Here is a 22,497-nt window from a genome sequence, read left to right as displayed (position 1 = left end):
ATATCCTGACAGTGTTTGTCAATATTCACAGCATAGTGTTGGAGACACTGTGGCGATCGCACTGTGAAAACTCAAGCCAATAAAAACACTTTAAGAATTATTGGATTTCCCAGCATTCATATCAGCTAACGCTTGTGGAAAATTTTCCATAAGCGTTTAAAAGAATAATTTTGTAATGTATGCGAAAATATCTTGCCAAAACGTTTATCCCAAAAATTATTGATAACTGGCGCTGATGCGATCGCCTTTTTACCCTCAATTGCAAATCTTGGCTTAATCAACCCACATCAGCGCCATGTTTTCCAATACTTGTGGAATTTTGTATTCTTCAATAATATGCACTGCAAAATTACACAAGAGAACTATGCCAAAAAATTGGGCATTAAAAGTAGATCAGTATTTCAATGCAAATTCTAACTGCATTGTCGCTACCGCCCATGTAGACACCTTTCCCACTGACCTTCCATTAGAGCCAAATATCAGAGAACCTAACCGCAAAAGTTCCACTTACAGACAAATCTACGACTCATTGACCACTGAACCCGAAAAATTCTTTGAGCGGCATAGCGGAATCGTGCTGTGTGCAAATAAGGTTAAGCCTAACAGTAAAAAGACACAGCTAGAGTTAGAAATCCTTGAGGCACAAGAAGGTGGTAGCGATGGCATTATTAACGGGGGGCATACAGTTTTGGCTTTTCAACAGGCCAGAGGCTACAACTTTGACCTCTCCAAAGCCAGGGTTAAAGTTACTATTCATATTGGGCTAAGTGAGGATGAAGCCAAAGATATCGCTTTAGCATCCAATACATCTGCCCCAGTGGATGCGCGCTCAAAGGTAAACGCTAGGGGTGATTATAAATTCATCAAACAATTTCTAGCGCAACTAGAGCGTGACCAAGAAACCAAATTCCGCATCGCCTATTACCAAAACCAAAGCGGTGCGCCCAAAAGTCCCCAGTGCAACGTCAACCATTTAATTAAGCTGATGAACTGCCTGGATAGAAACAAATACAACCCAGACGCTAAGAGCAGAACCAAACACCCACCTGTGAGCAATACACCTTCATTGAGTGAAGCGGAAAGACAAAGACTATCGAAATTACTGCCGCTACTGCCAAAAGCATTGTGGATTGAACAACAATTGTTTAAGACTATTGAGGAACATATCACCAAGCCAAGAAAGAAAGGAATCATTGACTTAGCCTCAATTGACCCACGCAAGAATACGCTCTTGCCCGATAGCCGATATTCTTTTGGGTTTAGCGCACCTGCTGATATTGCTATGCCCATTGTTGCTGCTTATCGAGTGTTTTTGGACGAACAGTACAATTGGATTATTCCTTTTGATGAGTTCGCTCTTGATTTTCTGCAACATCTGTGGATTAACTATTACAGGAAATACTTGGTGTCAGAAAAATTAGCCGGGAATACAGTTGGGACTAAAATCTGCCGCAATCCGGTAATTTGGGATAACCTTTATGTTTCAGCGCAAAGTTACTTGAATCAGCAGTTGATCAAGATGGTTGGCTCAAACACCAAGCGCGAAGATTTGAAACTAGTGAATTGATTACTATGGTGGAAAGCGTATTGTTAGACTTCGATTGCAAAATGCGCTTTCCAAAAAAGCATCACTTCAATGCAAATTTCATAATTATGAGAATTTTTATTATGGGATGGAGTAGGAGTAAGCAAAAAGTAAGCAGTAAGTTGTGTTAACTGCTCAAAAGCCTTATTAATCAAAAGTCTCTGCAGGCATTATTTCGCACCTTTCTTGCCCGGTCGCGGCTCAGTAATGGCTAAGATAAGAAAGAAAAGAGACTTAGCTAATAGTTACAAACCATTGCCAATCAAAATAAAAGGTGCCCAGTAGTATGGGTGTGAAAAATTACGTTCGATTTGGTTGGTTCTGGGAGTTACCCCTGGTTTAGGTTGAGGAACAATCCCACCGCGTGGATCGGCAAGATTTCTTTTGTTGGAGTCTTTACTATGCAGTAAGCTGAGTTGGGCTTGACGCAAAGCTTCTGCTTTTGTTATGGGTTTCTCGGTTGTGCCCTTCGCTAAGTTACTGTAGAAATTCTTCATCAACTCGCTAGTGCTTTGATCATCGACAAGCCACAGGGAAGCCATGACTGCTTTAGCACCGCGATTTAAGAAGTAGTAAGATATACTCGAAATCTCCACACCGTCTTGCATAGCGTCACCGAGGGCTGTTTGGCAAGCACTCAGTACTACTAAATGCACATCACCTAAGTTTGGTAAGTTTCTAACATCATCAACAGTAAATTTTTCACCCGTTCCCAAGAGGATGAACGAAGCTAAAAAGTTATTGGGTACAAATTGACCGTGAGTAGCAATGTGTAAAATTTTGCGCCCATTCAAGCGATCGCGCAACGCTGTGCGGTTAAAATCTTGGTTGAGAAACTCTAAACCCGGAAAAATCCCTTTGCTATTCTTGCTGTTTGTTTTGACTATTGCTTGCAATTCGGTTGGCACATTTGGTAAGGGAGGAAAGCCAGCAACAGCATTTGATAATCCTAAAGCTAAAACCGGGTTATTTTGTGTGCCGATGGGTAGGCGATCGCTTGTATCTGTTAACTCCGCAGATAGCACAGTGGAAATGTTGTAATTTTCCACCAAATATTTTTTACCATCATACAAAGCACTCATAGGAATATAGCGGGTTACGCTGTCAAGGGCAAACACTAAATTTTGCACTTTATTTGCTTTTAATTCCTCTTCTACAGGTTTAATTAGCAAATCATAAAGTTGTTTCCCTGTCGCTTGAACTTCGCCAATATCAGAGAATTGATTATCAATTAACTGCCGAAATCTTAAAACTGTTTTACCTAATTGAAGTTGCCCTGTATTAGGGACTTCAACACTTTTCACCACGCCTCCCGCAGAAATCCAAAGTATCCAAATTTTTTCTGGCAGCACAAAAGGATAAATTAGAACTGTGTTTGGTTGTGCTTCCACAATTTTTTGTGCGTAACTCAGTCTTCTTGGATCGAAGAAAGCATCATCTTTCCCTTTACGTTCTCGAATTGCGACGATAAAGCTATCAGTAGCTTGATTATATTGGCGATTTAAAGTTTCCAGTTGAGCATTTAGTTCATTAAGCTGACTACAATTAGTTTTTTTGCAATCGTAAATTTTCTGACCGAATGCTATTAAACTACCATACTTATCAATCAGTTTTTGTTCTTCAGAACTTAAGCCAATTTTTTGATTCTCACCTCTAGTATTAGTATCTTTACTAAAATCTCGAATTTCTTGGATTTTTAATAACTCTAATACTTGCTGGGCTTCTAGGATTCTTCCTTGGGATAACAATAAATCTGCTAAACGGCGGTAATTACCTACAACTTTGTTCGTGTATGCTTCTTGTTCTTTATGTGTTAATTCTCGTAAACCTTGGCGAATCTCTTCTGTAATGTTAACAGCTTCTTTATAGAAGACAATAGCTACTTCAGGTCTTTTCTGTTTTTCTAGTAAAGCACCAATATTGATCAAAACTTCCTTTACACCTGGATGATTGTTTATTTGTCTAAAAAGGGATAAGGATTTTTCGTAAGCCTCTAAAGCTTGAGCATAATTTCCCATTTCCGTATGAACTAAACCTATGTTATTAAAAGTAAAACCTTGAACATCATATTCTCCTGTAATAACACCAACCTCAGCAGCTTGTTCATAGGTATCTAGGGCTTGGGAATATTTCCCAGTTTTTAAATAAATATCTCCAATATAATTAAATATATTTGCTTTTTCTACATCACCTCCCATTGACAAAGCTTCTTGAAGTACTGGTAGCGCTTTATCATACTGTCCCATTTCTTTATACACTAATCCTAGTTTACTAAGACCCATACATCGACAAAATTCGTCTTTTTCCGCTAACACTAGAGTTGTTTTAATTATTTCTAAAGCCTTATCATACTGGCCTAATTCGCTATAAACGAAACCAAGGTCTATAGAAAAAAATAATTCATTATGCCTATCACCATATGTTCTGGACATTTCTATAGCTTGTCGCAGAAAATCTAAGGCTTGAGAATATTGACCTAAGTTACGATAAGACCAACCAACACCATGCAGAATCATGTGTGTTCCAAAGCATTCATTAAATTTAGGACTACCAAGTTCTTTGGCTATAAACAAGTTCAGTTTTGAGATATCCAAAATTTCTTGCCATGAAATTTTTCCTGTTCTTAGACGTTCCTCAATTTCAGAGTCCCGTGCTACACCACAACCAGCAGCTAGTCCCCACATCTTCTTAATATGTTTTCGCATAACTGCCATTAGGAAATTTTCGCCTTTACCATCTCCTGCTTTTCTCAAGCTTTGCAGCTTTTGACGAAATAGTTCTTCTACTTTTTGATATTTACCTATTTTAAAGTAAGCATCTCCTATGTAGCCCAAAGTTTCAGCAATGCGAGATTTGTAGCCTAGTTTTTCGTAAAGTACCCAAGCTTGTTGATGGAATTCAAGTGCTTTAGTATATTCTTCGGTGAGGAAATAAATACTACCAATTTTATTAAGAGTATCAGCTTCGCCAATGCGATCACCTTTTTCTCTTTGCATCTTTAAAGTTTGATAGAGTAGCTGCAAGTCCTTCTCTACTTTTTGCCGTAATTCAGCACGCTCAGAATCTTCGTTAAAAATCCCGGCAATCTGAAACCTAGCTGAATGAAATTGCTGTGAAGCAACTGGGTGCAATTGCAAATGATTCTGTTTGTTCTTTGGTGGCGTTGGCAATTTTACAGTAGGAGATACTCTGTCCTTGTGTTCCCTTGTTCTCGACTCAGTAGCAACGACGGGAAACGTTAGAAGCAGCATCAAAGTACTAAGAGTAAAGCATTTGAGACGATAGTACATGAAAGTAGCTCCTCCAGCGATTGTCAGCGCAGATAACTTGCATAACCTCTATATCTCTCACGACATAGAGGTTATGCAAATTTAAGAGCCTTTTCAACTAACTCATCTTCCACATGAGATTTTCGTACCAATTCCAAAAAGTTTATACACAGGAATCTCTTGAGCCACAACTGGGCAAGGAAGTTATGCGGTCGCACCTAGCTAGAACTCAGATAAATCCAGCGTCTTGCTAATAAGAAATTCTATTGCTTACTTTTTCTTCTTAAAAACGCCCTTTTTCATAAGTGATTTCATCATTATTAATTGAGTGGCATTGAGAAAAATCTATATTTTGGCGAGCGCACAGTTTGAGTCAGTGGCAGAGGAGGCTGGTGAAATTCTGGATGTTCCAGAAAGTTGATAACGGGACTTAGGCAAAAAACACCGATGAAATAGCCTCAAACGTATAGCCCAAAAGGCTTTAACATCGTTTTGATTGGTTTGTTGGTATATCAGGGTTTCAAATGTTATTGGGTATTTGGTGTATTTCCCTTAGCCTGCAAAGGTTTGAGGCTTATTTCTTTCTCAAAAATGTTTAAGTCCCAATAAAGCTTTACCTGAGCCGCTTGACAAGAATACGCCTGCAAGCTTTTCCTCATTTTGGGCTAGTGCACGACGTACCTGAAACTTGACGGTGCGATCGCTTCTCCTATTGCTCAAGTTTCCTCTCTACGAGACACTACGTGAACGCTTGAAAATTCTGATGAGCAGCGTTAGCGTAGCTTACCGTAGGTATCGCTTTCACTTTACAATCAGTTCATTGCTATCAAATTTGATATCATGACTGAGCAAAAGTCCCCACCCAGCGAAATGATTCGCGTGCCTAATGCTTTAATTCCAGCAGTACGCCGACTATCAAAACTACACAGGCAAGGGCATACAATTGCCTTGGTGCAAGCCTTAGAGGAATTAATAGGAGAATTTGATAGCAAAAATGATATCGATATAACAGCAGGTAGTAAATCAGTTAAACAGCTAGAGAAGCAGCTGCTGAAACTGGAATCTCATCTTGCAGATCAAGGCTCCTCGGTAGAAACAAAACTTGAAACGATTACCAAGAAGCTAGAGCAAATCGAACGGGCGATGGCCTCTCTTCGATACAACAACTCTCGACCTCGCTCACATGCATACTCACACCAGCAACCCCAAGTTGAATTACAACCCAGGACAAACGAAAATCTTGCCCCAAGACTCGGTGTTAGCCCTCAAAGCTTGATTGCAGAAAGAGAAAAACTCAGCACCAAAGAATTTTTGAGTTGGTCACGGAACCGCGACCCAATGAGTACAGCTTGGGAATGGAATGCTCTTGACGGACTATACCACCCCCAACGGTAGACTCATCTGATTTTTGGTGGCAACATAGCAATCATACTCGTGGCGATCACTTGAAACTTCCTGCACCACCGCTACCAACAACCCCAACAGCAAATACAAAACAATAGCCTAAAAGCGGCCAGGATATAGTTCAAATTTTATTCTGGAGTTCGCACAAAAAAAATTTACCTAATGTTTGCTTTTTTTACGCAGTGCGTGAGAAGTCCCAACACGCCCAACATGGTGAATGTACTTTGCAGTTGTCGCCGGGGAAGCATGGCCCAAATCTGCTTGCAAGTCAAAATCAGAAGCTCCATTTTTCTTAGCCAGCGTCGCGTGAGTGTGGCGCAGAAAGTGGGCGCTGAACTTAATTCCCGCACAAGTAGAAATTTCCTCCATCATCAGTCGCAACCCGCGATCGCTTAAAGGTTTACCCCTATCCCGCCGACTGGGACTGGGAAACACCGGCTGATCGTTGCCAGCATCCCCACGATAATCCAGTAGCACCGCACTCGTCTCCGGATCGAGACTAATGGTTCTAGTTTTATTTCGTTTCCCCGTCACAGTTAACAATAAACAATCCCCATCCTCCCGAAACTGCCGCCAAAATAACCCCGGCGTAATTACGCGCTTACCATAATCAGAAGTTTGCCGCGCAATTTCTCCCGCCCTCACCCCACTGTAAAACATGAGAGTAAACAGCAGCCAATGCATCTTATTAGTATTGTGTTGCAAGTCTACTGCCATCGCCGCTTTTTCCAACTTAGCAATCTCGCGTTCCGAGAGAATCCGCTCTGCGAGCTTATCGTCCCACTGTATGCTTAAGTCCTTGCCCAAGTCGATAGCAAAATAACCAATAGAAGCTCTAGTACCCCATTCCCACAAACTTTTAATCGCTGCCGTGTACTTAGCCGCAGTATTTTTACTAATTCCATAAGTATTTTTCTTTCCCCGTACTGGCTTTTCATCCTTGAGCCAAGCCAGATAAGCGTGTAGATGGAATAACGTTACCATCCTCAAATCAGATATCCCAAACCGCGACTGCATATAATCGATAAGCTCATAACCAATTTGCCGATATGCCCGTCGCGTTTGGTCGCTTTTGATAGTGACAGAATGCACCCATAGCTCAATTAGCTGTTGTGTCGAATTAATTTTTTGGCGGTTGGGGAAATAATAATCCACAAGCGCAACACGAGCTTCATCAAGCGGTAGAGTCACCACCTCCACAGCAAGTGATTCCACGCTTTTGACAGGTAAATTTTCCATAATAAAATTCCTCAACCCCCACTGATAATTATGATGCCGAGAATCACAATTCCCGGTATCTTTATGATAATTCTTTCCCAGACACCACATAAATATCATCGAAAATAATCTATATCGTATATACGTGGATATCCTGTATGCGATGATGGTAGTGGGGAAAGTTGGGGAAGTAGGAGGAGATAGGGAGGTAGGGGGAGTGAGTAAATATTAGAACTCGAAGCAAATGGTTAAAGAACTGATTAGAAATCACTTCTCCACAACAAAAGCGCGAGGGACTGGTGGAATATCCGCAGATAAATATAAAACTTCTGTCTGAAGAAGACCGGGAGTTGGTGAAGCAGGCCAAGCAGCGTGCTGAGGAGTTGCGCTTAACTTTTAAAGAGTTTGTGCTGAATTGTATTAAACAAGCACTTGTGGAAGAGAGTGCGGATGGTGTAAGTGCAACTGCTGCCGAAATTGAAGCTTTGAAAGCTCAAATCGCCGCCCTGGAAGAGAAGGTGAATATTCCTTCTGCGACCAAAACGGAAGTACATACCCTCCAAGAGCGGTTAAATCAATTGCGGGTGGGGATTTCAAATGAAATTAAGAAGGATAGGGAGCAACTTGCTTCTTTAACGTTGGCGATCTCCCGACTTGAAAGCCAAATTGAACAGCTAATACCTTCCTTAAATCTTCAGGTGGATGGCGAAAGTAATGCTGATAGTGATAACGACTGGCTTTTTGGGGAAGGCTCCGGTGGTGTGGGAGGAGAAGATGTTGAGGATACCCAAACTGATGGAGCATGATGGGAGAAAGCTGTGTTTCAACTGGTATTTGGGCGAGGGGAAGTTACCAGAGACGAAAGCGGGGTTGTACGAGCAGTTTGTGGGGGATTCAGGATATTTACATCTACAAACAAATCCCCCAAAGGCACCCAATGGTCTATTCCCCATAACGGCATAACACCGTGTAAACTTTGAATGCTGTCGTGGATGCGCGATCACACTTGTTGCACCAAGTCATCAACTGGATTTGTTGCCCTTAATTGGACTTTTTTTTTAGATTTTTGAATACTGGGGTATGTTCCTCTGGGATTCCTTGCAGGGCGATCACATCACAGCCACCGTTATAAGCATCCTCATACGACCAACCAGCCCCCAGTTCATCATAAAAACCAACTGCAAACTTAATCGCTGCATCATCTCCTATCTTACTATTCATGCCGACTACATAATTGATATGTTGGGCGATCGCCGAAGCTTGAATCTCCGAATAGCAAGCGTTGAGAACAACACATTCCAGTCCTCGCGTAGCAAATCGTTTGAATAAATTTGCTAAAGCTTCAGTTGGGACAAGTTGCGCTAACCCTGCATCATTTTCCAGAAATAATCCATCATCTCCTGAACCATGCCCGCAAAAGTGAACAATCTCTGGGTTTAAATCTAACAAGGCACGACGTAAATCATCAGGACGAACCGCCCAGCGTTGCTGCAAAGTAAATTTTTCTCTATGCTGCGACCTTCGCAAACCCTCATCAATTTCTCGCATCTGTTTGTCTAAGCGCAATCTCGCTTCGTTGGTGGGGCTGGAGGCTAGCACTAAAATGGTTTTGCGCGAACTACTTTGAGGATTTTCCCGTTGTACCAAGTTCTGAAACTCTTCAAAGAGGATAGAGCGAACAATTTCTCGAATATCTGTGGTGTTAGAACCGTGAATTACAGCACGAGCAACTTCTCGAATCGCTTGTGCATCAAGTCCTTGGTAAGTGCGATCGCCAATATGAATATCTTGTCCCTGTCCGATATTAACGTTGTACTTACCTACTTGCAGATTTTGGCTACCACCACTGTTTAACCACTGACGCAAAGCTTCAATATCGGCATCAGTTTGATTTCCGTTAAGGATGCGTTGAATAATGTCGTTGAGGTTACTGGGGTTCGCCATTTATCATAGTTTTTTAGTTTTATTTTAGACGATAAAACAGTGAATTTACTTATCCATACTCGCCTTGTTCAATTTTTGTAAATCAGCTAGGTAAATAAACTGGCATCTACATGAAAATAGTCCGCAAGCGCTTCTGCTTGAATTTTACTAATGGTGCGATCGCCATTGACAATTTGCAAGGCGACTTCCAATGAACCAATTACCTCAGCTAATGCTTCGGGAGTCATATCGCGTGCGTCCATCAGATGCATTAACATCGAATTGGGTGTACCTTGAGGAATTGGGTAATGAGTTTCTTCAAACTTCTCAATTAATGTCACCAACAGTTCCAACAGCATCTCTTCTTCTGGTGTACGATTGGGGCGATGCTCTAAGTTTTGGGCAAGTGCGATCGCTTGTTCGTTTTCTTCTTCTGTAGTAATTATTTTTGGCTGATACTCGGCTAGCAATTTACCGTAAGATTCAGGATTAAAAGTACGGGTCATTTTTCCATTTATCCTTATCATATTCGGCGTGAGTTAGGACATATTTAATATAGATTCTTTGAGCTTCGTAAACAATATCAACAATTAAGCGGTAGTTGTTTCCTTTGATATTAAATACAGTGAAGTTACTGACAGCTTCTGCTTTTGGATAAATAGCCTGAACTTCAACCAGATTTTTCCATTCCGCTTTAGTTGCCACCCTATACCAATCATAAAGTGCATCACAGGCATCTGCGTGTGCTTCACAAAACTCCCGCAAAATCCTGCGGCTAATAACGTGCATTTAAATTTACTCTGATTACGACTATTAGAATTTTCTCCTAAATTGAAGGCTTTATAAAGCTTTTAGAACTGGGTTATTTTTCCAATGGCATTGCGGCGAAATGTTCTTGTAGCAACCTGTGGATAAAACGATAGCGTCTACCGACTCGCTGTTCCTGAAGCGCCGAATTCAATTCATCCAAGCCATCCAGCATCGGTAACAACTTGGCATCATCCACCCACTTTGCACCAATATCCTTCCGCACTCCATACAGGAATTGGATAATCAGCATCTTGTTCTGCCCGTGCAATCAAAGCTTTCGCTAAATCTAACATTGTAGTAGTTTTGCCAGCACCAGGATTACCCAAAATTAGTAACTTACCTGCGATTTCTTCCTGCTCAAATACATCCAAAATGCTTCGGTCATAAGGAATTGGTTCGCTGGGTTTATCTCCAATTTTGATATCAGAACTCCAAGGACGTTTTACCTGTTCCGGTTGCGCTTCCTTCCCCAAATTTATCAATACCGCATTGTGCAAAGATTGTTTAAGTCGGGCAACAACTTCACCTTTCACCGCTTGCAGCAATAGTTTCTCATTGCGAGGACGTTCGGCTTTTCGCTTTTCTTGCAGAACCAAACGCAACGCTTCTTTGATGACTTCAGCATCTGCACCTTGGTAAATGCGATCGCCAATGTGAATATCTCTACCTTCAGCGATATTGACAATATTCTTGCCAATCTGAATTTCATTGTCACCATTACCCGCACGCAGTAAACTCCGTATAGCTTGCCTGTCATCCTCAGTTTCCTGATGGTTAACAATGCGTTCAAAAATAGCCTTTAGGTCGTCATGGTCACTCATTGATGTCGTTCGGGATTGTAGCTACAGCAAAACAGATGCAGGAAAACTGAAAAAATACTGTTTAGAATTAGTATTTATTATGACAAATACTACAATTTTGGTGTTCCTTGACCGTATAGTCTCACTGACATCGAAAATTATGGTAGTAAAAATTAGTTGACCAGAGGAGAGCAGACATTGTGAGTAGTGTATTTGCAGACATCAAAGTTATTGGCGAGTGCGAAGAACCCGAATGGATCGCCGCAAAACTCCAACAAATGCAAGACCCAGAGTTTCAGGTTAGTGTGCTGGAAGATACAAGCCCAACTCGAAGTGGTGGTAAAGGGATTTTAGAGTTTTTAAACTTAGTTCAAGACCAGCCTTGGATGTACGCTACTCATAAATTTGGTTACATACCTCCCCGCAAACCAGGTTCAATGGAGCCTCAAATCATCCAACATCCCAGTGCGATCGCTGTTGTCAAAATGTTGGCACAACGCAATGAAAATGTCGCTGTGCAAAAATTTTACCTGGGATTGGATTTTGAAAACATGGCTATGGGGTGTCGTTTAGCGGAGGGTAATTACATAGCAATACAGGTTCCTGATGAAATAGCAATTGATTGGAAACAGTGGATTTACAAACCAGATATCGGTGCAATTGTAAATAGGACTGATAATTACGAAACCCTACCTTACAACTATGTTATTTTCCGCGTCAGTCGTTATGAAAATTAATTAGCTATCAAATCATCTTGTTTGCAATTGAAGGTGTTATTTTTATGGAGTTAATTCTGAATGAGCGACAATTTAACTAAGTTCACTAATGGTTATGCACTCTTAATTGGTGTTGGAGAATCTAAATATGCTCCTTTATCTTTGCCTGTAACTGTCAAAGATACCCAAGCAATTTATGCAGCTTTAATTGACCCAGAATTATGTGCTTATCCTGATGATAAAGACCATATTCGTGTTTTGAATAATCAAGAAGCGACAAAAACTGCTATTGTCGATGGATTGAATTGGTTAAAAGAAAAGGCTGCATCTGATAAAAATGCAACTATTTTTATTTACTATTCCGGTCACGGTTGGGTAGATAAAAATACACAAAAATATTATTTACTACAACATGATATTAAGCCAACTAAACTTGCAAGTTCTGCATTATCAGCAGAAATTTTTACCAATGCATTGCGAGAAATTCAAGCAGAACGCTTATTAGTTGTGATTGATAGTTGTCATGCTGCGGGAATGGCAACTTCTAAAGATGCAGATTTAGAGCTAGAAGAAGAATTTGATGATTTTATTCGAGTTGCTCCATCCAAGGGTTTTATTGACGCATTGAAACAAGGTAAAGGGAGAGTAGTCTTTACTTCCTCCAAAGGTGAGCAAAAATCATATCTCAAAGATGATTCATGCAGTATCTACACGTATCATTTCCTCGAAGCTTTACAAGGTGCTGGGAATAAATCGGGTGATACAGAGGTGCGAGTTTCTAATATCATGAATCATCTGGGTAAAGCTGTACCTGCAAGTGCGCGTCAGCTATATAATGTCGAGCAAATTCCTAATTTTGATATGGATGCAGGAGATTTTGTAATAGCTCAATTGCAGGGTGGTAAAGGTTTACCCAGTAAGGGATGGGATGAAGTGGGATCGGAAGCAACTCAAAAGATTAATAAAATAGCTGATGTCATAAATCAGCATGGTAAGTTTATTACTAATATTAATGAAGCTCATAGTATTCATATTGGTGATAATTATTCATAGGAGATTATAAAATATGAATCTTGATGAAATTGAAATAAATGCTATTTTTAATAAAATTATTGATAATGAGCATACTGCTGCGGATCTATTGGTATTACGACAGGCTCTTAGTGCAGGCGATAAGCCGACTTTAAAACAGTTGGGAAAATACATCACCAATATTGAAGAAGGGAAGGATATACATATAGGCGATCGCATTTACCAAGGTACGGATGCCGAAACGCTCAAAGCAATTCTGCAAGACATGTTGCAGGATATCCATGAGAGACAGAAAACACCTGCAAGATCATCCGCCGAAGAAGAACTTTATAAGCGTTTAAAACTTCTTAACGAAAGTAGTAAGTTAGACCCAAGATATATCACTTGTGCAGAGTATCAACTATTTATTGACGAAAGACAGAAATTGGATATAAATCAACAGCCCGATCATTGGAAAGATTATAAATTTATACCAGAAAATGAGAAAGAACCAATTATAGGAATAAGATATAATGATGCAAAAGAGTTTTGTCAATGGTTGACTAAGTGGGATTCTCAATATTTTAAAGGTAGATATCGATTACCTTCACTATTTGAAGTTAAACAATATCCAGCTCGTGAAACAGATATAGGATGCTGGTGTGATACGGAAGAAAGTAAACATGAAGTTTGGGGAATTGATAAGTCAGAAATTGAAAATTTACGAGACAAAATATTTAAGATACTAAATTCTTACTTTATTTTAGATATAAAAAATAATCTAGAATTGCGCTCTATTGCTCTCGAACTTTTGGGAATTGGTTTTCATGCTGCTGACGAGCTGGCTCGTGAAATTAATCTAGCTGGTATTCGTAATATTGCTCTTAATCATAAGCCTACTTTCGAGGATATTATCTCTAACATAATCTCCGACATAATCTCTGGTATAGATTTAGAAACGATAACTAAAGCTCAAGATATTAGTCTAAGCTCAGTTTATGATATTGCTAGTGGCTGTAACATCGACCTCAAAAAGGACTTCAAAAATATTACCGACTTTAATTTAGAGCTTATCCTAAAATATGCTTGTGAGCTTGATAAAGTTTTTAAAGCTGAAAAAGACATAGATTTTAACCGCAAAATTAGATCTATACCTAATGCTAATCCCTGTCGTCATTACTTATTATTAGTTTATGCTATTTGGAAACTCTTGTCAGTAATTTATGAAAAGGCAGTTAAACAAGTAGATATTTTTAAATTTCCAAAAAGACGAGAGTCGGAAAAAAGATTAAGTCGTGAGTATGGTATTAGACGAGATAAAACTTTTAAATTATATGTAGCGTTTGTTTTAATAGAAGAACGACGTAAAAACAATTTTACTGCTTGGGAAGGTATTAGGATATTTAGTCAAAAAAAAGATTGAATCAATATGATTCAATTAAATTTAATTAGAAAGCTTCTTAACTTTTAAAATTAAGTAACATAGTAACCAAATACCACCAAGGATATAAATAAAGCTTGTTATTATACTAATAACATTAGCTTTACTATAAAAAATTAAAATTGCTAACATTAAACCTCCTAATAATAGTATTAAAGCATAAATAAATAAAATAGTTATTCTCTGTGAAAATCCAGAGCGTAGCTGACGGTTTACCAAATAACGTTTGTCCTGTGTAAAAGGAAATTGTTTTTGACGCAGACGTTGCAAAGTTACCCTTCGTATTTCTGTTATCATTTTTACTGGTATATCGAAAAAAGGACAACTCAGAATTATATAAGGTAATATAATAGCCGCAAAAGTTATAGTTTTGATTAGCTCAATCATTCCTGTACTAGCTAGAGTAAAACCAATAAAGTAAACTCCTGAACTTCCGATAAGAATACACTTTTTAGCTTCAAAGTTATAATACGAAATAACAAGCATTGAACCTGACAAAGCTGCTGAAATTAAACTAGTTAAAATTTTTGGTTCAGCAGAATTTATTATATTAAATGGATCGCCTATAGTAATAACTAAACTAACCATTAGTAAAACAATAGAAGTGATACTAGCAGTACCATAACCTAAACCATCTTGTTTATCAATTCTTTTGAAAATATTGACTATAAAAACTAGCCAAAAAGCAGTTATAATAGCTCCTATAAAATTGGGTAAGCCAGAAAAAAACAAAATGTTTTTCATCGGTACTTTGGCTTGAATAGTCCATGCAGTTATAAAAATAATTTGTATTATTATTCGCAACCAAATATTTTGCAGAAACTTTCGTCTTTCATAAAAATGAGAATTTTTAAATAGATTATTTAAAAACTTTAAAGGAGGGAAATCCAATACATCTTCAACTAAACCAATGCAAAAAAAGACTAATCCGCCAAAAATTATCATTTTCAACTTAAAAAGTGTATCTGAATTTAATAAATTATTCAAAGACCCAAATTTCAAAATACTTAAAATAATTATTAGAGTAATCAAGTAACTAGATACTATAAACACACTTCCAAAACGAATTAGATTTTCTTGATTAAAACTAAATTGCTCGACTATGTTTATTTTTTTAATAAAAGAATATCTCTTTTGAAATCCTTGCCAAATTCCGACAAAAATTACAATAGATAGAACATAGGTAATTAAGGATAAAAACTCATTAGGCATAATAAAAATAAAAAAATATTATCAGTCAATTCATAATACATTAATTAAACCGAGAAAAAAAAGCTTCTACTTCAGCCCATTCATTACGCCAAAATCGCCAAAAACCCCAAATCCACCAACTATCCCATCTTAATAATGACCACCAGATCAAAGCAGGAAAATAACCTACTAGAAATTTTTCTAGAGGTTGTTTTGGAGTATTCACCGGATCAAGATTTTCCCAAGAAATCCAGTTTGATTGAACTCGCCATCCAACATTATTTCCAAAACAACACCAAGTTATATAATCGGTCTCTTGTGTCTCTTTAATACTTTTCCAAATAAGTTTCTGTTTACTAAAACCAAAACGATCTTCACTGTATTTAACCCAGAGTCGATCAATAATTTGAAGCTCATCATTAGGAATTTCTTTGATTGCTTTTAAATTTAACCAGCCTTTACCTTCTCTTTTAGCTGTCTTGAGTAAAATATTCAAAGTTTCCTCATCAGCTTCTTTCCACTTTCTTTTACTCAATAGTTTTTCTAGATTTTGTAAATTTTCGTAAATAATTCTCTTTTGAAAAATAAGAATATCTGGTTCATCTACGTTTCCATTAACGAGGTTATATAAGGGACGGGAGTATTTTAAAAACAGTTCAAATTGTTCTTGGGAACTATTTACTATAGCTTCTATAATTGACTTAAATTTATCTAAATCTTGCTTATTTTTTGTTTCGTCGGGGTAGGCATTCCAAAGCGATTTTCTTATTGTATCGCTGGCATTCTCCGGTCTAATATAAGCTAAAGCTAACCAATATTCAAATTCAGCAAGCTTACGAAGTTTAGGATTCCTATTAGAAAATTGTTGTCTGGCATATTTTAGTAAAAAAAATGATAACTCTTGTATTTGCTTAGTTCCTAAATTCTCATTTGTAACCAGACGATTTAATAATTCTTTTTTAATTTCTAGTGGCATTCGATACAGTTCAATTTTTTCATCTTCTAGTTCACATAATTCTGATAAGAGTAAATCACTTACTGCTATCCACGGAATTTCTAAACTAAACTGAACTCGCAAAGAGTAAAGTAAATGGGGAGTAATTGCCAAAGGTAAAGCTGCATAACACGCTAAATTAAGGTAACTAGGATATTTGTTAAACTTGTCAATAAAATTATTAACTTTATCTTTTTCTGTTTGTTTTTCACTTTGAGACATTGGTTCTATGATTCTTTTTTTATTTAATTAATAAAATGTTTTGCCTTGCAGCACTTTCATGCTTTTTTCTAACTCTTGATGATTAAATTCAAACATAGGAATAAGTTGAGAAACAAATTCTGCTGATGTCCCTTTCCAACGTTCTTTGGGTATTGGATTAATCCAGACTATATAATTAAGTTTAGATTTTAGTTGTTCAATAAAATCTTTTGTTAATTTCTCTCGTCTCTCAACATCAGTGGGTTTTTTTTCTTTTTTTCTTGCTGCTCCCGAATCACTAAAAATTAAAACAGACGTATAGTGAGGATGGATATTATTAATAATTTCATTTAGCAAAATTTTGTCATTTTTATTCGTATGATTTAGGTATAGCTCAGACTTATTAGGATAGTTATGAAAATAGTAAACTTTCACTTTATTTTTACTAAATCCACTGCTATGTAATGCTATTTCTACTAAATGATTTGAGGCAATATGAAAAGGAATCATTGACCCTTCTCGATCAATTAATAATATCAGTTCCGCTCGATTGACACGACTTGCTTTTAATACTAAGTTAGATAATATCCCTTTAACTGCTATTTCATTTACCGTTGCTTTTACATCTAGCTCATCTGCTACTCCTTCTCGAACTCTTCTACACAAACGACGTAAACTTTGTTGCATTTGTCGTTGAGTTATAGGTAATAATTTATCTATAGAAATATCACCTGTTACCTTGATCTCTTGATTTTTTTTATCTATGTTGCCTGTCAGTGTAGGTACATCAGGAAAAAGTGGCGGTTCCTGATGAGTATCATGAACTAATGTTTCAGGAATAATAGGCTTAACAAATCGAGACATAATTAGCTTAATTATTAAACTCACAACAATTAGAAAGAATAAGCTTATTCGTTCTATTTCAGGATTTCTTCTGTTGATATCTTTTATAGTTATAATTCCTCCCGTTACTTGGTTATTATTCGGAGGTAGTGAATCAATGTTAAGAATTTCCTTTTGTTTCTTTGTAAAACGAAATTTTTTTACCATTTCTAATGGTATTCCTGATGGTGATAGTACGCTATCAGGTTGATAATTGTCTTTTCTAACTCTATTGAGAAAATCACCTAGCTTCTCTACGTTATATAAATTCACTTGAAGTCTTTGTAATTCTTCTTCTGTGTATCCTAATTTTAAAACTTGGCTTCCTTCTAAGGTTAGATTTTCTGCTTGTGGAGGTTTTAACCCTCGCTCCCTCGCAAGTGTTGGAATTGTGCCAACTTTTTCAATTTGCTCGTCGGTTATATTCAATCTTTTAATTTGCCCTGGATCTAATCCTTGTTGTCGAACTTTTTCTGGAGTTGTGTTAATTTTTTGCAATATTCCTCTATCTTGAGAAATACGAATTTCATAAGATTTTTTATCTGATACAGGTTCTAGATTTAAATTATATTGTTGAAGTTGTGTTTGTGATAGTTCTAGTTTCTTGATTAACTTTAAGGTTTGAGCTATCTGGTTTATTCTCTCTTGTGTACAACCAATTTTTTCTGCCTGCTCCTTTGTCAATCCTAATTGAGAGAAAAATTCTGTACTCAATATTGTATGAGTAGAGGTAGTAGTAGGTGCAGGTGTAGATTTATTAGGAGATTTAGTTGTAGGAATAATAACTCCAGGTGTTGGCTGTTCGGGAATAGTAGTACCTAATTGTTCAATTTTTTGGAATGTTATATTGAGTTGTGAAGGCGGTTCTTGAATGGGAATACTTAGAATAATATTTGGAATTTCTATGCCTCGTATAATCGCAAAGATACTTCCTAATATGCTAAGTATAATAACTGTTAACAAACCATAGCTACTCAGATGAAAAAGTAAATTTATCTTAGAATCATTCCATATTTTATAGCTAGCTTGAGAATTGTTAGTATGTTCACTATCAGATAAAACTTCTTCAAAAATAGGGTTGAAAATTTTTTGTTCTTCCTCTGATTTCACCCAAAGCGTACAACATAATTTAGCTAAAGCTTCATGATCTTGTCCGTCAAATCCTCCTCCAAATCCTACTTCTAAAGCTTGTAAAACTAACCCATAATCATCAATTGTTAGTAGTAAACCTTGTTGACGTAATTTATTAAATAGTTTCAATGTCTTATTTTTCAATATATCTTCACTATTCATGTAGCTTTCCCTACCTCTAATAATTTATTAAATTTATTATCTCCATCCCAATGTTTAAATAATACAGAAGGATATGGTAACTTTTCTTTTTCTATTGTGCTTAATATATATTTGTAATTTTCTTCTTTTTTATGCCATTCTAAAATTACATCAAACCAATCAATTAATTCACTAGTACTAACCTTTTTTGATATATTTTCATTTTTCATGAATTGTCTGATTTCTAAAAAACGTTTTATACTTGCATTAACTAATTCGTTTATTTTCGGATTTTCTTTTGGTGATATATTAAATCGTTGCTTAAAAATTCCTTGTATTGAATTTTCTTGTGGTGATATATTAAATCGTTTTTTTAAGATTTCTTGCAGTCGAGTTTCATCAGGAAACTCAATATAATGAAAGAGACAACGACGAAGAAATGCTTCAGGTAAAGGTTTCTCATCATTGCTTGTTATAAAAATAATTGGTGAAGTTTTTTCAGAAGATAGTTCTGGAATTCTCTTGCCAATTTCTTCAATCTCAAAATATTTTTCTTCGAGTACATTAAGAAGATCATTCGGAAAATCAATGTCAGCTTTATCTATCTCATCAATTAAAACAACAGTTCGTTCCTCATTATTAAATGCTTCTCCTAATGCCTTTAATTTTACATAGGATTCATAGGGATTCTCAAGACGTTTTATAGCTTCTTTGCTTGTTTTTTCATGAGAACTACCTGCTAATTGAGTATCCAGGAGTTGTTTAATAGAATTATATGTATATAATCCATCCTTAGCTCGACTGTTAGAATTAATACACCAAGTTTTAAAATTTGAGTGTGAACCTAGTTCATAAGCAACCGCACGAGCTAGTTGGGTTTTACCACACCCAGGTTCTCCTTTCAGCAGCAGTGGTCTTTTGAGATAGATAGCTAAGTTGACAGCTTCAACTAAGGGTTGATCGGGTAGATATGGATAGATGCGTTGACCATTTCCATCTACATCTTCTTCTGTTGGTTGTTTTTTACCTGTGTATACAGTTTTAGGGTCTGTTTTACTAGCCGACATTAAGTGTTTTCCTCATATATTTACAAAATTATAGCTAATAACTTCAGTAGCTCAGAAATTAATTAAAAATTAATAACCAGTAGGATGTGATTAGCTGTACCATCAACCAAATTGCTAATAGAGAAGAAACCAAGATGATATGCAAATCGTGCGGCGATCGCTACGTGGGCGTAATACCTAGAATTCACTAATCTTAGGTTGGTCGAAATACTACAACAATAAAATAATAAAGCGGCTTTGCTATAATTACAATTCAGTAAAATATTAGTATTAAATGAAACCTACTGAACACCTCCAGCAAATTCTGCATCGGATTGAAAACGGACAGCAAACCGATGAGGATATATCATTTTTACGTCAGCTACTTCTAGCTGGCGATCGCCAAATTGTATCGCAACTAGGTAAATACAATGTCAACCTTGGTGAAGGTAGAGACATCCATATAGGCGATCACTTTTATCAACAATGGGATGAAAAAGCAATCCAAGCTTTAATTAAATTTATCAAAAACCAGTTTGATTCAATCCCTCTTCTTCCTAAAGAATTGCCGCAACAAGAGTACATACACTTGAAAAATTTGTTGGGTTCAGGAAGATGGAGAGAAGCTAATAATACAACTAAAATTATTATTCTGAAGACAGTTAAGAGAGAACAAGAAGGCTGGCTAACCGACGACGACATTCAAAATTTTCCCTGTCAAGTTCTTCAAGTTATTGATCGCCTTTGGTTGCAGTACAGCAATCAACGTTTTGGGTTTAGCGTACAGAAGCAAATCTTCAATGAATGCGAAAAAAATCTACAAGCATTTGGTGATCGTGTTGGCTGGCACATACAGGAAAATTGGATTTCCTCTAGCCAAATTATTTTCGACCCTAGCCATGCACCAGAAGGTCATCTCCCTTGGGGAATTATGCAGGTTGTGACAATGGACAATGCAGCTTTAAATGCTTTTGTTCATGGACTGCGAAACGCCACAAAAATAATCGTACAACAGGATTGGCAAAAACAACTTCTGACTGATTTTATGGCATTTGGCGGGTTTTTGACAGGTGACAATGTTGATAAAGAGGAATTTAGGAGAAATTTGGAATACGAACTTTCTCATGATCAGGCATGGTGGGAAGGAGAAAGGCTAGAAGAGTTGAAAGTTCACAAACTTTTTTCATTACTGACTGCCTGTCTCAATTTATAAAGTTGTTTTGCCATCATCATAATTCAGCACATAAGAGTATTCAATGACACCTTATAAACGCTTCCAGCAAATACTAAATCGGGTTGAACAGGGACAGCAAACTGATGAAGATATATCATTTTTACGTCAGTTACTTTCGGCTGACGATCGGCAAATTGTATTGCAACTAGGTAAGTACAATGTCAATATTGGTGAAGGTAGAGACATCCATATAGGCGATCGCATCTACCAAACCTGGGATGAACAAGCAATCCAAACTTTAGTTCAAGCTATTCAAAAAGTAACTTGGCGATGTGTCGCTAGTTTAACAGAGAATGATTACACTCAAGTTGAAAATCAATCTACTCGAATTCCTATTATAGATAAACTAGCTAAAAATTTAACTGATTTTTCTCAACAATCTGTGATGCGTTATGGATTAAAACTAGCCTTTAGTCCTGATCAGGAATATTTTACTAGTGGTGGCAATCAAATTATTAAACTTTGGCAGACAAACACACGAGAAATACTACAAGAAATATCTGTTCCCTTTTCTGCAACAGGCATTTTTGATTTATGGTTTACATCTGTAGCCATTAGTCCAGATGCTCAATTAATTGCTGCTTGTAAAGCTTATCAAATTTACATTTGGCGTTCAGGCATATTAAATCCTCTTTATACATTTAGTAAAACTCTCTTTAGTAATTTTTTAGATGTTTTTGGTTTTGATTCAGTCGCTTTTAGTCCTAATAACAAAATATTAGCCGCTAATGATAATCAGGATATTAAGTTGTGGAATATAGAAAGAGGCAAAGAAATTGCTAAATTATCTGGCCATTCTGATAAAGTAACTTGTGTTGCTTTTAACCCAAAAAACAGTCGAATTCTTGCTAGTTGTAGCTACGATAAAACTATCAAACTATGGGATATAGATAGTAAAACCTGTTTAAGTACACTTACAGCACATCGAGACGCTATTTATACGCTAACATTTAGCCCAGATGGAGAAATATTGGCAAGTGGCAGTAATGACAATACCATTAAACTTTGGCATTTGAATACTGGACAAACACCCCAAACGCTGAGACAGCATTCAGATGCTGTTACTTGTCTTGTATTTAGTCCAGACGGTAAAGCTTTAGTGAGTGGAAGTAATGATAAAACAATTGTAGAGTGGAAAATTACTGAAAATGAATTCCAAATTTTTCCTGAACGACATCGCAGAGGTGTGACATCAATTGCAATTAGTCCAGATGGAAAAACATTAATAAGTGGAGGTAGAGATCAGACCATTAAAGCCTGGCAACGGTAAAATCAGGTTATGATTTTCGGACGACAGCATTGAAGTCTTCTCATTGATGTTGTTCTTAATTCAAGTGTATTTTTTACACCTTTGTTTATTCTTATCTTACTTCGTTTGTAAAGCTCACTCTATACTAAATTATATGAGCTTACCCTGCTTTAAACTGTTGATATTATAGAGATTTTCGTGGTATATGTGTATCAAAAAATTTTTAGATGCTGCACACAACTATGCCCTCA

At 37.0% G+C, this 22,497-nt stretch carries 19 protein-coding genes; 8 read left to right on the top strand and 11 right to left on the bottom strand.

Annotated features, from left to right (window positions below; genetic code table 11):
• The first annotated feature begins 364 nt into the window (after positions 1–364).
• Positions 365–1,567, top strand: coding sequence for an AIPR family protein (locus HG267_RS38260; RefSeq protein WP_045874752.1), 1,203 nt, complete (start codon positions 365–367; stop codon positions 1,565–1,567).
• Positions 1,568–1,830: 263 nt separating this feature from the next.
• Here the strand turns inward: HG267_RS38260 and HG267_RS38255 are convergent, their stop codons facing one another.
• Positions 1,831–4,875 carry a CHAT domain-containing protein gene (locus tag HG267_RS38255; RefSeq protein ID WP_081584177.1) on the bottom strand — a complete coding sequence of 1,015 codons (3,045 nt, stop codon included), beginning with the start codon at positions 4,873–4,875 and terminating at the stop codon, positions 1,831–1,833.
• A gap of 819 nt (positions 4,876–5,694) precedes the next feature.
• On the opposite strand from HG267_RS38255, the gene HG267_RS38250 reads away from it, so the two are divergent.
• The gene (locus tag HG267_RS38250; protein WP_045874750.1) at positions 5,695–6,249 is read left to right on the top strand and encodes a hypothetical protein; all 555 of its coding nucleotides are present in this window, start codon (positions 5,695–5,697) and stop codon (positions 6,247–6,249) included.
• 168 nt (positions 6,250–6,417) lie between these two features.
• On the opposite strand, the gene HG267_RS38245 is transcribed toward HG267_RS38250, so the two are convergent.
• Entirely contained in the window at positions 6,418–7,497 is a 1,080-nt protein-coding gene (locus HG267_RS38245; RefSeq protein ID WP_045874749.1) for a tyrosine-type recombinase/integrase, read from the bottom strand.
• Positions 7,498–7,775: 278 nt separating this feature from the next.
• Here HG267_RS38245 and HG267_RS38240 point away from each other — a divergent pair, with 278 nt between their 5' ends.
• Positions 7,776–8,282 carry a hypothetical protein gene (locus HG267_RS38240; RefSeq protein ID WP_045874748.1) on the top strand — a complete coding sequence of 169 codons (507 nt, stop codon included), beginning with the start codon at positions 7,776–7,778 and terminating at the stop codon, positions 8,280–8,282.
• Positions 8,283–8,517: 235 nt separating this feature from the next.
• Here HG267_RS38240 and HG267_RS38235 read toward each other — a convergent pair whose 3' ends face one another.
• From HG267_RS38235 to HG267_RS38215, 5 genes are all read right to left on the bottom strand, one after another.
• Entirely contained in the window at positions 8,518–9,420 is a 903-nt protein-coding gene (locus tag HG267_RS38235) for a CHAT domain-containing protein (RefSeq protein ID WP_045874747.1), read from the bottom strand.
• Positions 9,421–9,506: 86 nt separating this feature from the next.
• Complete coding sequence (locus HG267_RS38230) at positions 9,507–9,905, bottom strand: type II toxin-antitoxin system HigA family antitoxin (RefSeq protein WP_045874746.1); 399 nt, start codon at positions 9,903–9,905, stop codon at positions 9,507–9,509.
• The gene (locus HG267_RS38225) at positions 9,889–10,188 is read right to left on the bottom strand and encodes a type II toxin-antitoxin system HigB family toxin (RefSeq protein WP_045874745.1); all 300 of its coding nucleotides are present in this window, start codon (positions 10,186–10,188) and stop codon (positions 9,889–9,891) included. The genes HG267_RS38230 and HG267_RS38225 overlap by 17 nt, the downstream gene beginning before the upstream one ends.
• A 73-nt stretch (positions 10,189–10,261) precedes the next feature.
• Positions 10,262–10,405 (bottom strand): hypothetical protein, encoded by a 144-nt coding sequence (locus HG267_RS38220; RefSeq protein WP_194007888.1) that lies wholly within the window; start codon positions 10,403–10,405, stop codon positions 10,262–10,264.
• Entirely contained in the window at positions 10,398–11,030 is a 633-nt protein-coding gene (locus tag HG267_RS38215; protein WP_045874744.1) for a hypothetical protein, read from the bottom strand. Before HG267_RS38215 ends, HG267_RS38220 begins: the two co-directional genes overlap by 8 nt.
• Positions 11,031–11,209: 179 nt before the next feature.
• Between HG267_RS38215 and HG267_RS38210 the strand changes: the two genes are divergently transcribed.
• Genes HG267_RS38210 through HG267_RS38200 form a run of 3 tightly spaced genes read left to right on the top strand, consistent with a single transcriptional unit; the run spans position 11,210 to position 14,159 of the window.
• Entirely contained in the window at positions 11,210–11,746 is a 537-nt protein-coding gene (locus tag HG267_RS38210) for a hypothetical protein (protein WP_045874743.1), read from the top strand.
• A 60-nt stretch (positions 11,747–11,806) separates the two neighbouring features.
• Positions 11,807–12,778, top strand: a complete 972-nt coding sequence (locus tag HG267_RS38205) for a caspase domain-containing protein (protein ID WP_045874742.1) — start codon at positions 11,807–11,809, stop codon at positions 12,776–12,778.
• Positions 12,779–12,791: 13 nt separating this feature from the next.
• Positions 12,792–14,159, top strand: coding sequence for an SUMF1/EgtB/PvdO family nonheme iron enzyme (locus HG267_RS38200; RefSeq protein ID WP_045874741.1), 1,368 nt, complete (start codon positions 12,792–12,794; stop codon positions 14,157–14,159).
• A 21-nt stretch (positions 14,160–14,180) separates the two neighbouring features.
• Here HG267_RS38200 and HG267_RS38195 read toward each other — a convergent pair whose 3' ends face one another.
• From HG267_RS38195 to HG267_RS38180, 4 genes are read right to left on the bottom strand one after another with little or no spacing between them, the layout of a single operon-like run.
• Positions 14,181–15,389, bottom strand: a complete 1,209-nt coding sequence (locus HG267_RS38195) for a hypothetical protein (protein WP_045874740.1) — start codon at positions 15,387–15,389, stop codon at positions 14,181–14,183.
• A 40-nt stretch (positions 15,390–15,429) separates the two neighbouring features.
• Positions 15,430–16,584, bottom strand: coding sequence for a GUN4 domain-containing protein (locus HG267_RS38190; protein WP_052335473.1), 1,155 nt, complete (start codon positions 16,582–16,584; stop codon positions 15,430–15,432).
• 27 nt (positions 16,585–16,611) lie between these two features.
• A complete protein-coding gene (locus HG267_RS38185; RefSeq protein ID WP_096622327.1) occupies positions 16,612–18,738 on the bottom strand; it encodes a hypothetical protein in 2,127 nt (708 codons plus the stop codon).
• Positions 18,735–19,784: an AAA family ATPase gene (locus HG267_RS38180; RefSeq protein ID WP_045874738.1), complete on the bottom strand. Its 1,050-nt coding sequence runs from the start codon at positions 19,782–19,784 to the stop codon at positions 18,735–18,737. Before HG267_RS38180 ends, HG267_RS38185 begins: the two co-directional genes overlap by 4 nt.
• Positions 19,785–20,058: 274 nt before the next feature.
• Between HG267_RS38180 and HG267_RS38175 the strand changes: the two genes are divergently transcribed.
• Positions 20,059–20,976 (top strand): GUN4 domain-containing protein, encoded by a 918-nt coding sequence (locus tag HG267_RS38175; protein ID WP_052335472.1) that lies wholly within the window; start codon positions 20,059–20,061, stop codon positions 20,974–20,976.
• 43 nt (positions 20,977–21,019) lie between these two features.
• On the top strand, positions 21,020–22,267 hold the full coding sequence (locus HG267_RS38170) for a WD40 repeat domain-containing protein (RefSeq protein WP_052335471.1): 1,248 nt from the start codon (positions 21,020–21,022) through the stop codon (positions 22,265–22,267).
• Positions 22,268–22,497: the final 230 nt, after the last annotated feature.

The organism is Tolypothrix sp. PCC 7601 (assembly GCF_025677855.1).
GTDB classification, from domain to species: Bacteria; Cyanobacteriota; Cyanobacteriia; order Cyanobacteriales; family Nostocaceae; genus Aulosira; species Aulosira diplosiphon.
Note: the sequence above shows the minus strand (reverse complement) of the source record. Positions and strands in the feature narration are given on the sequence as shown.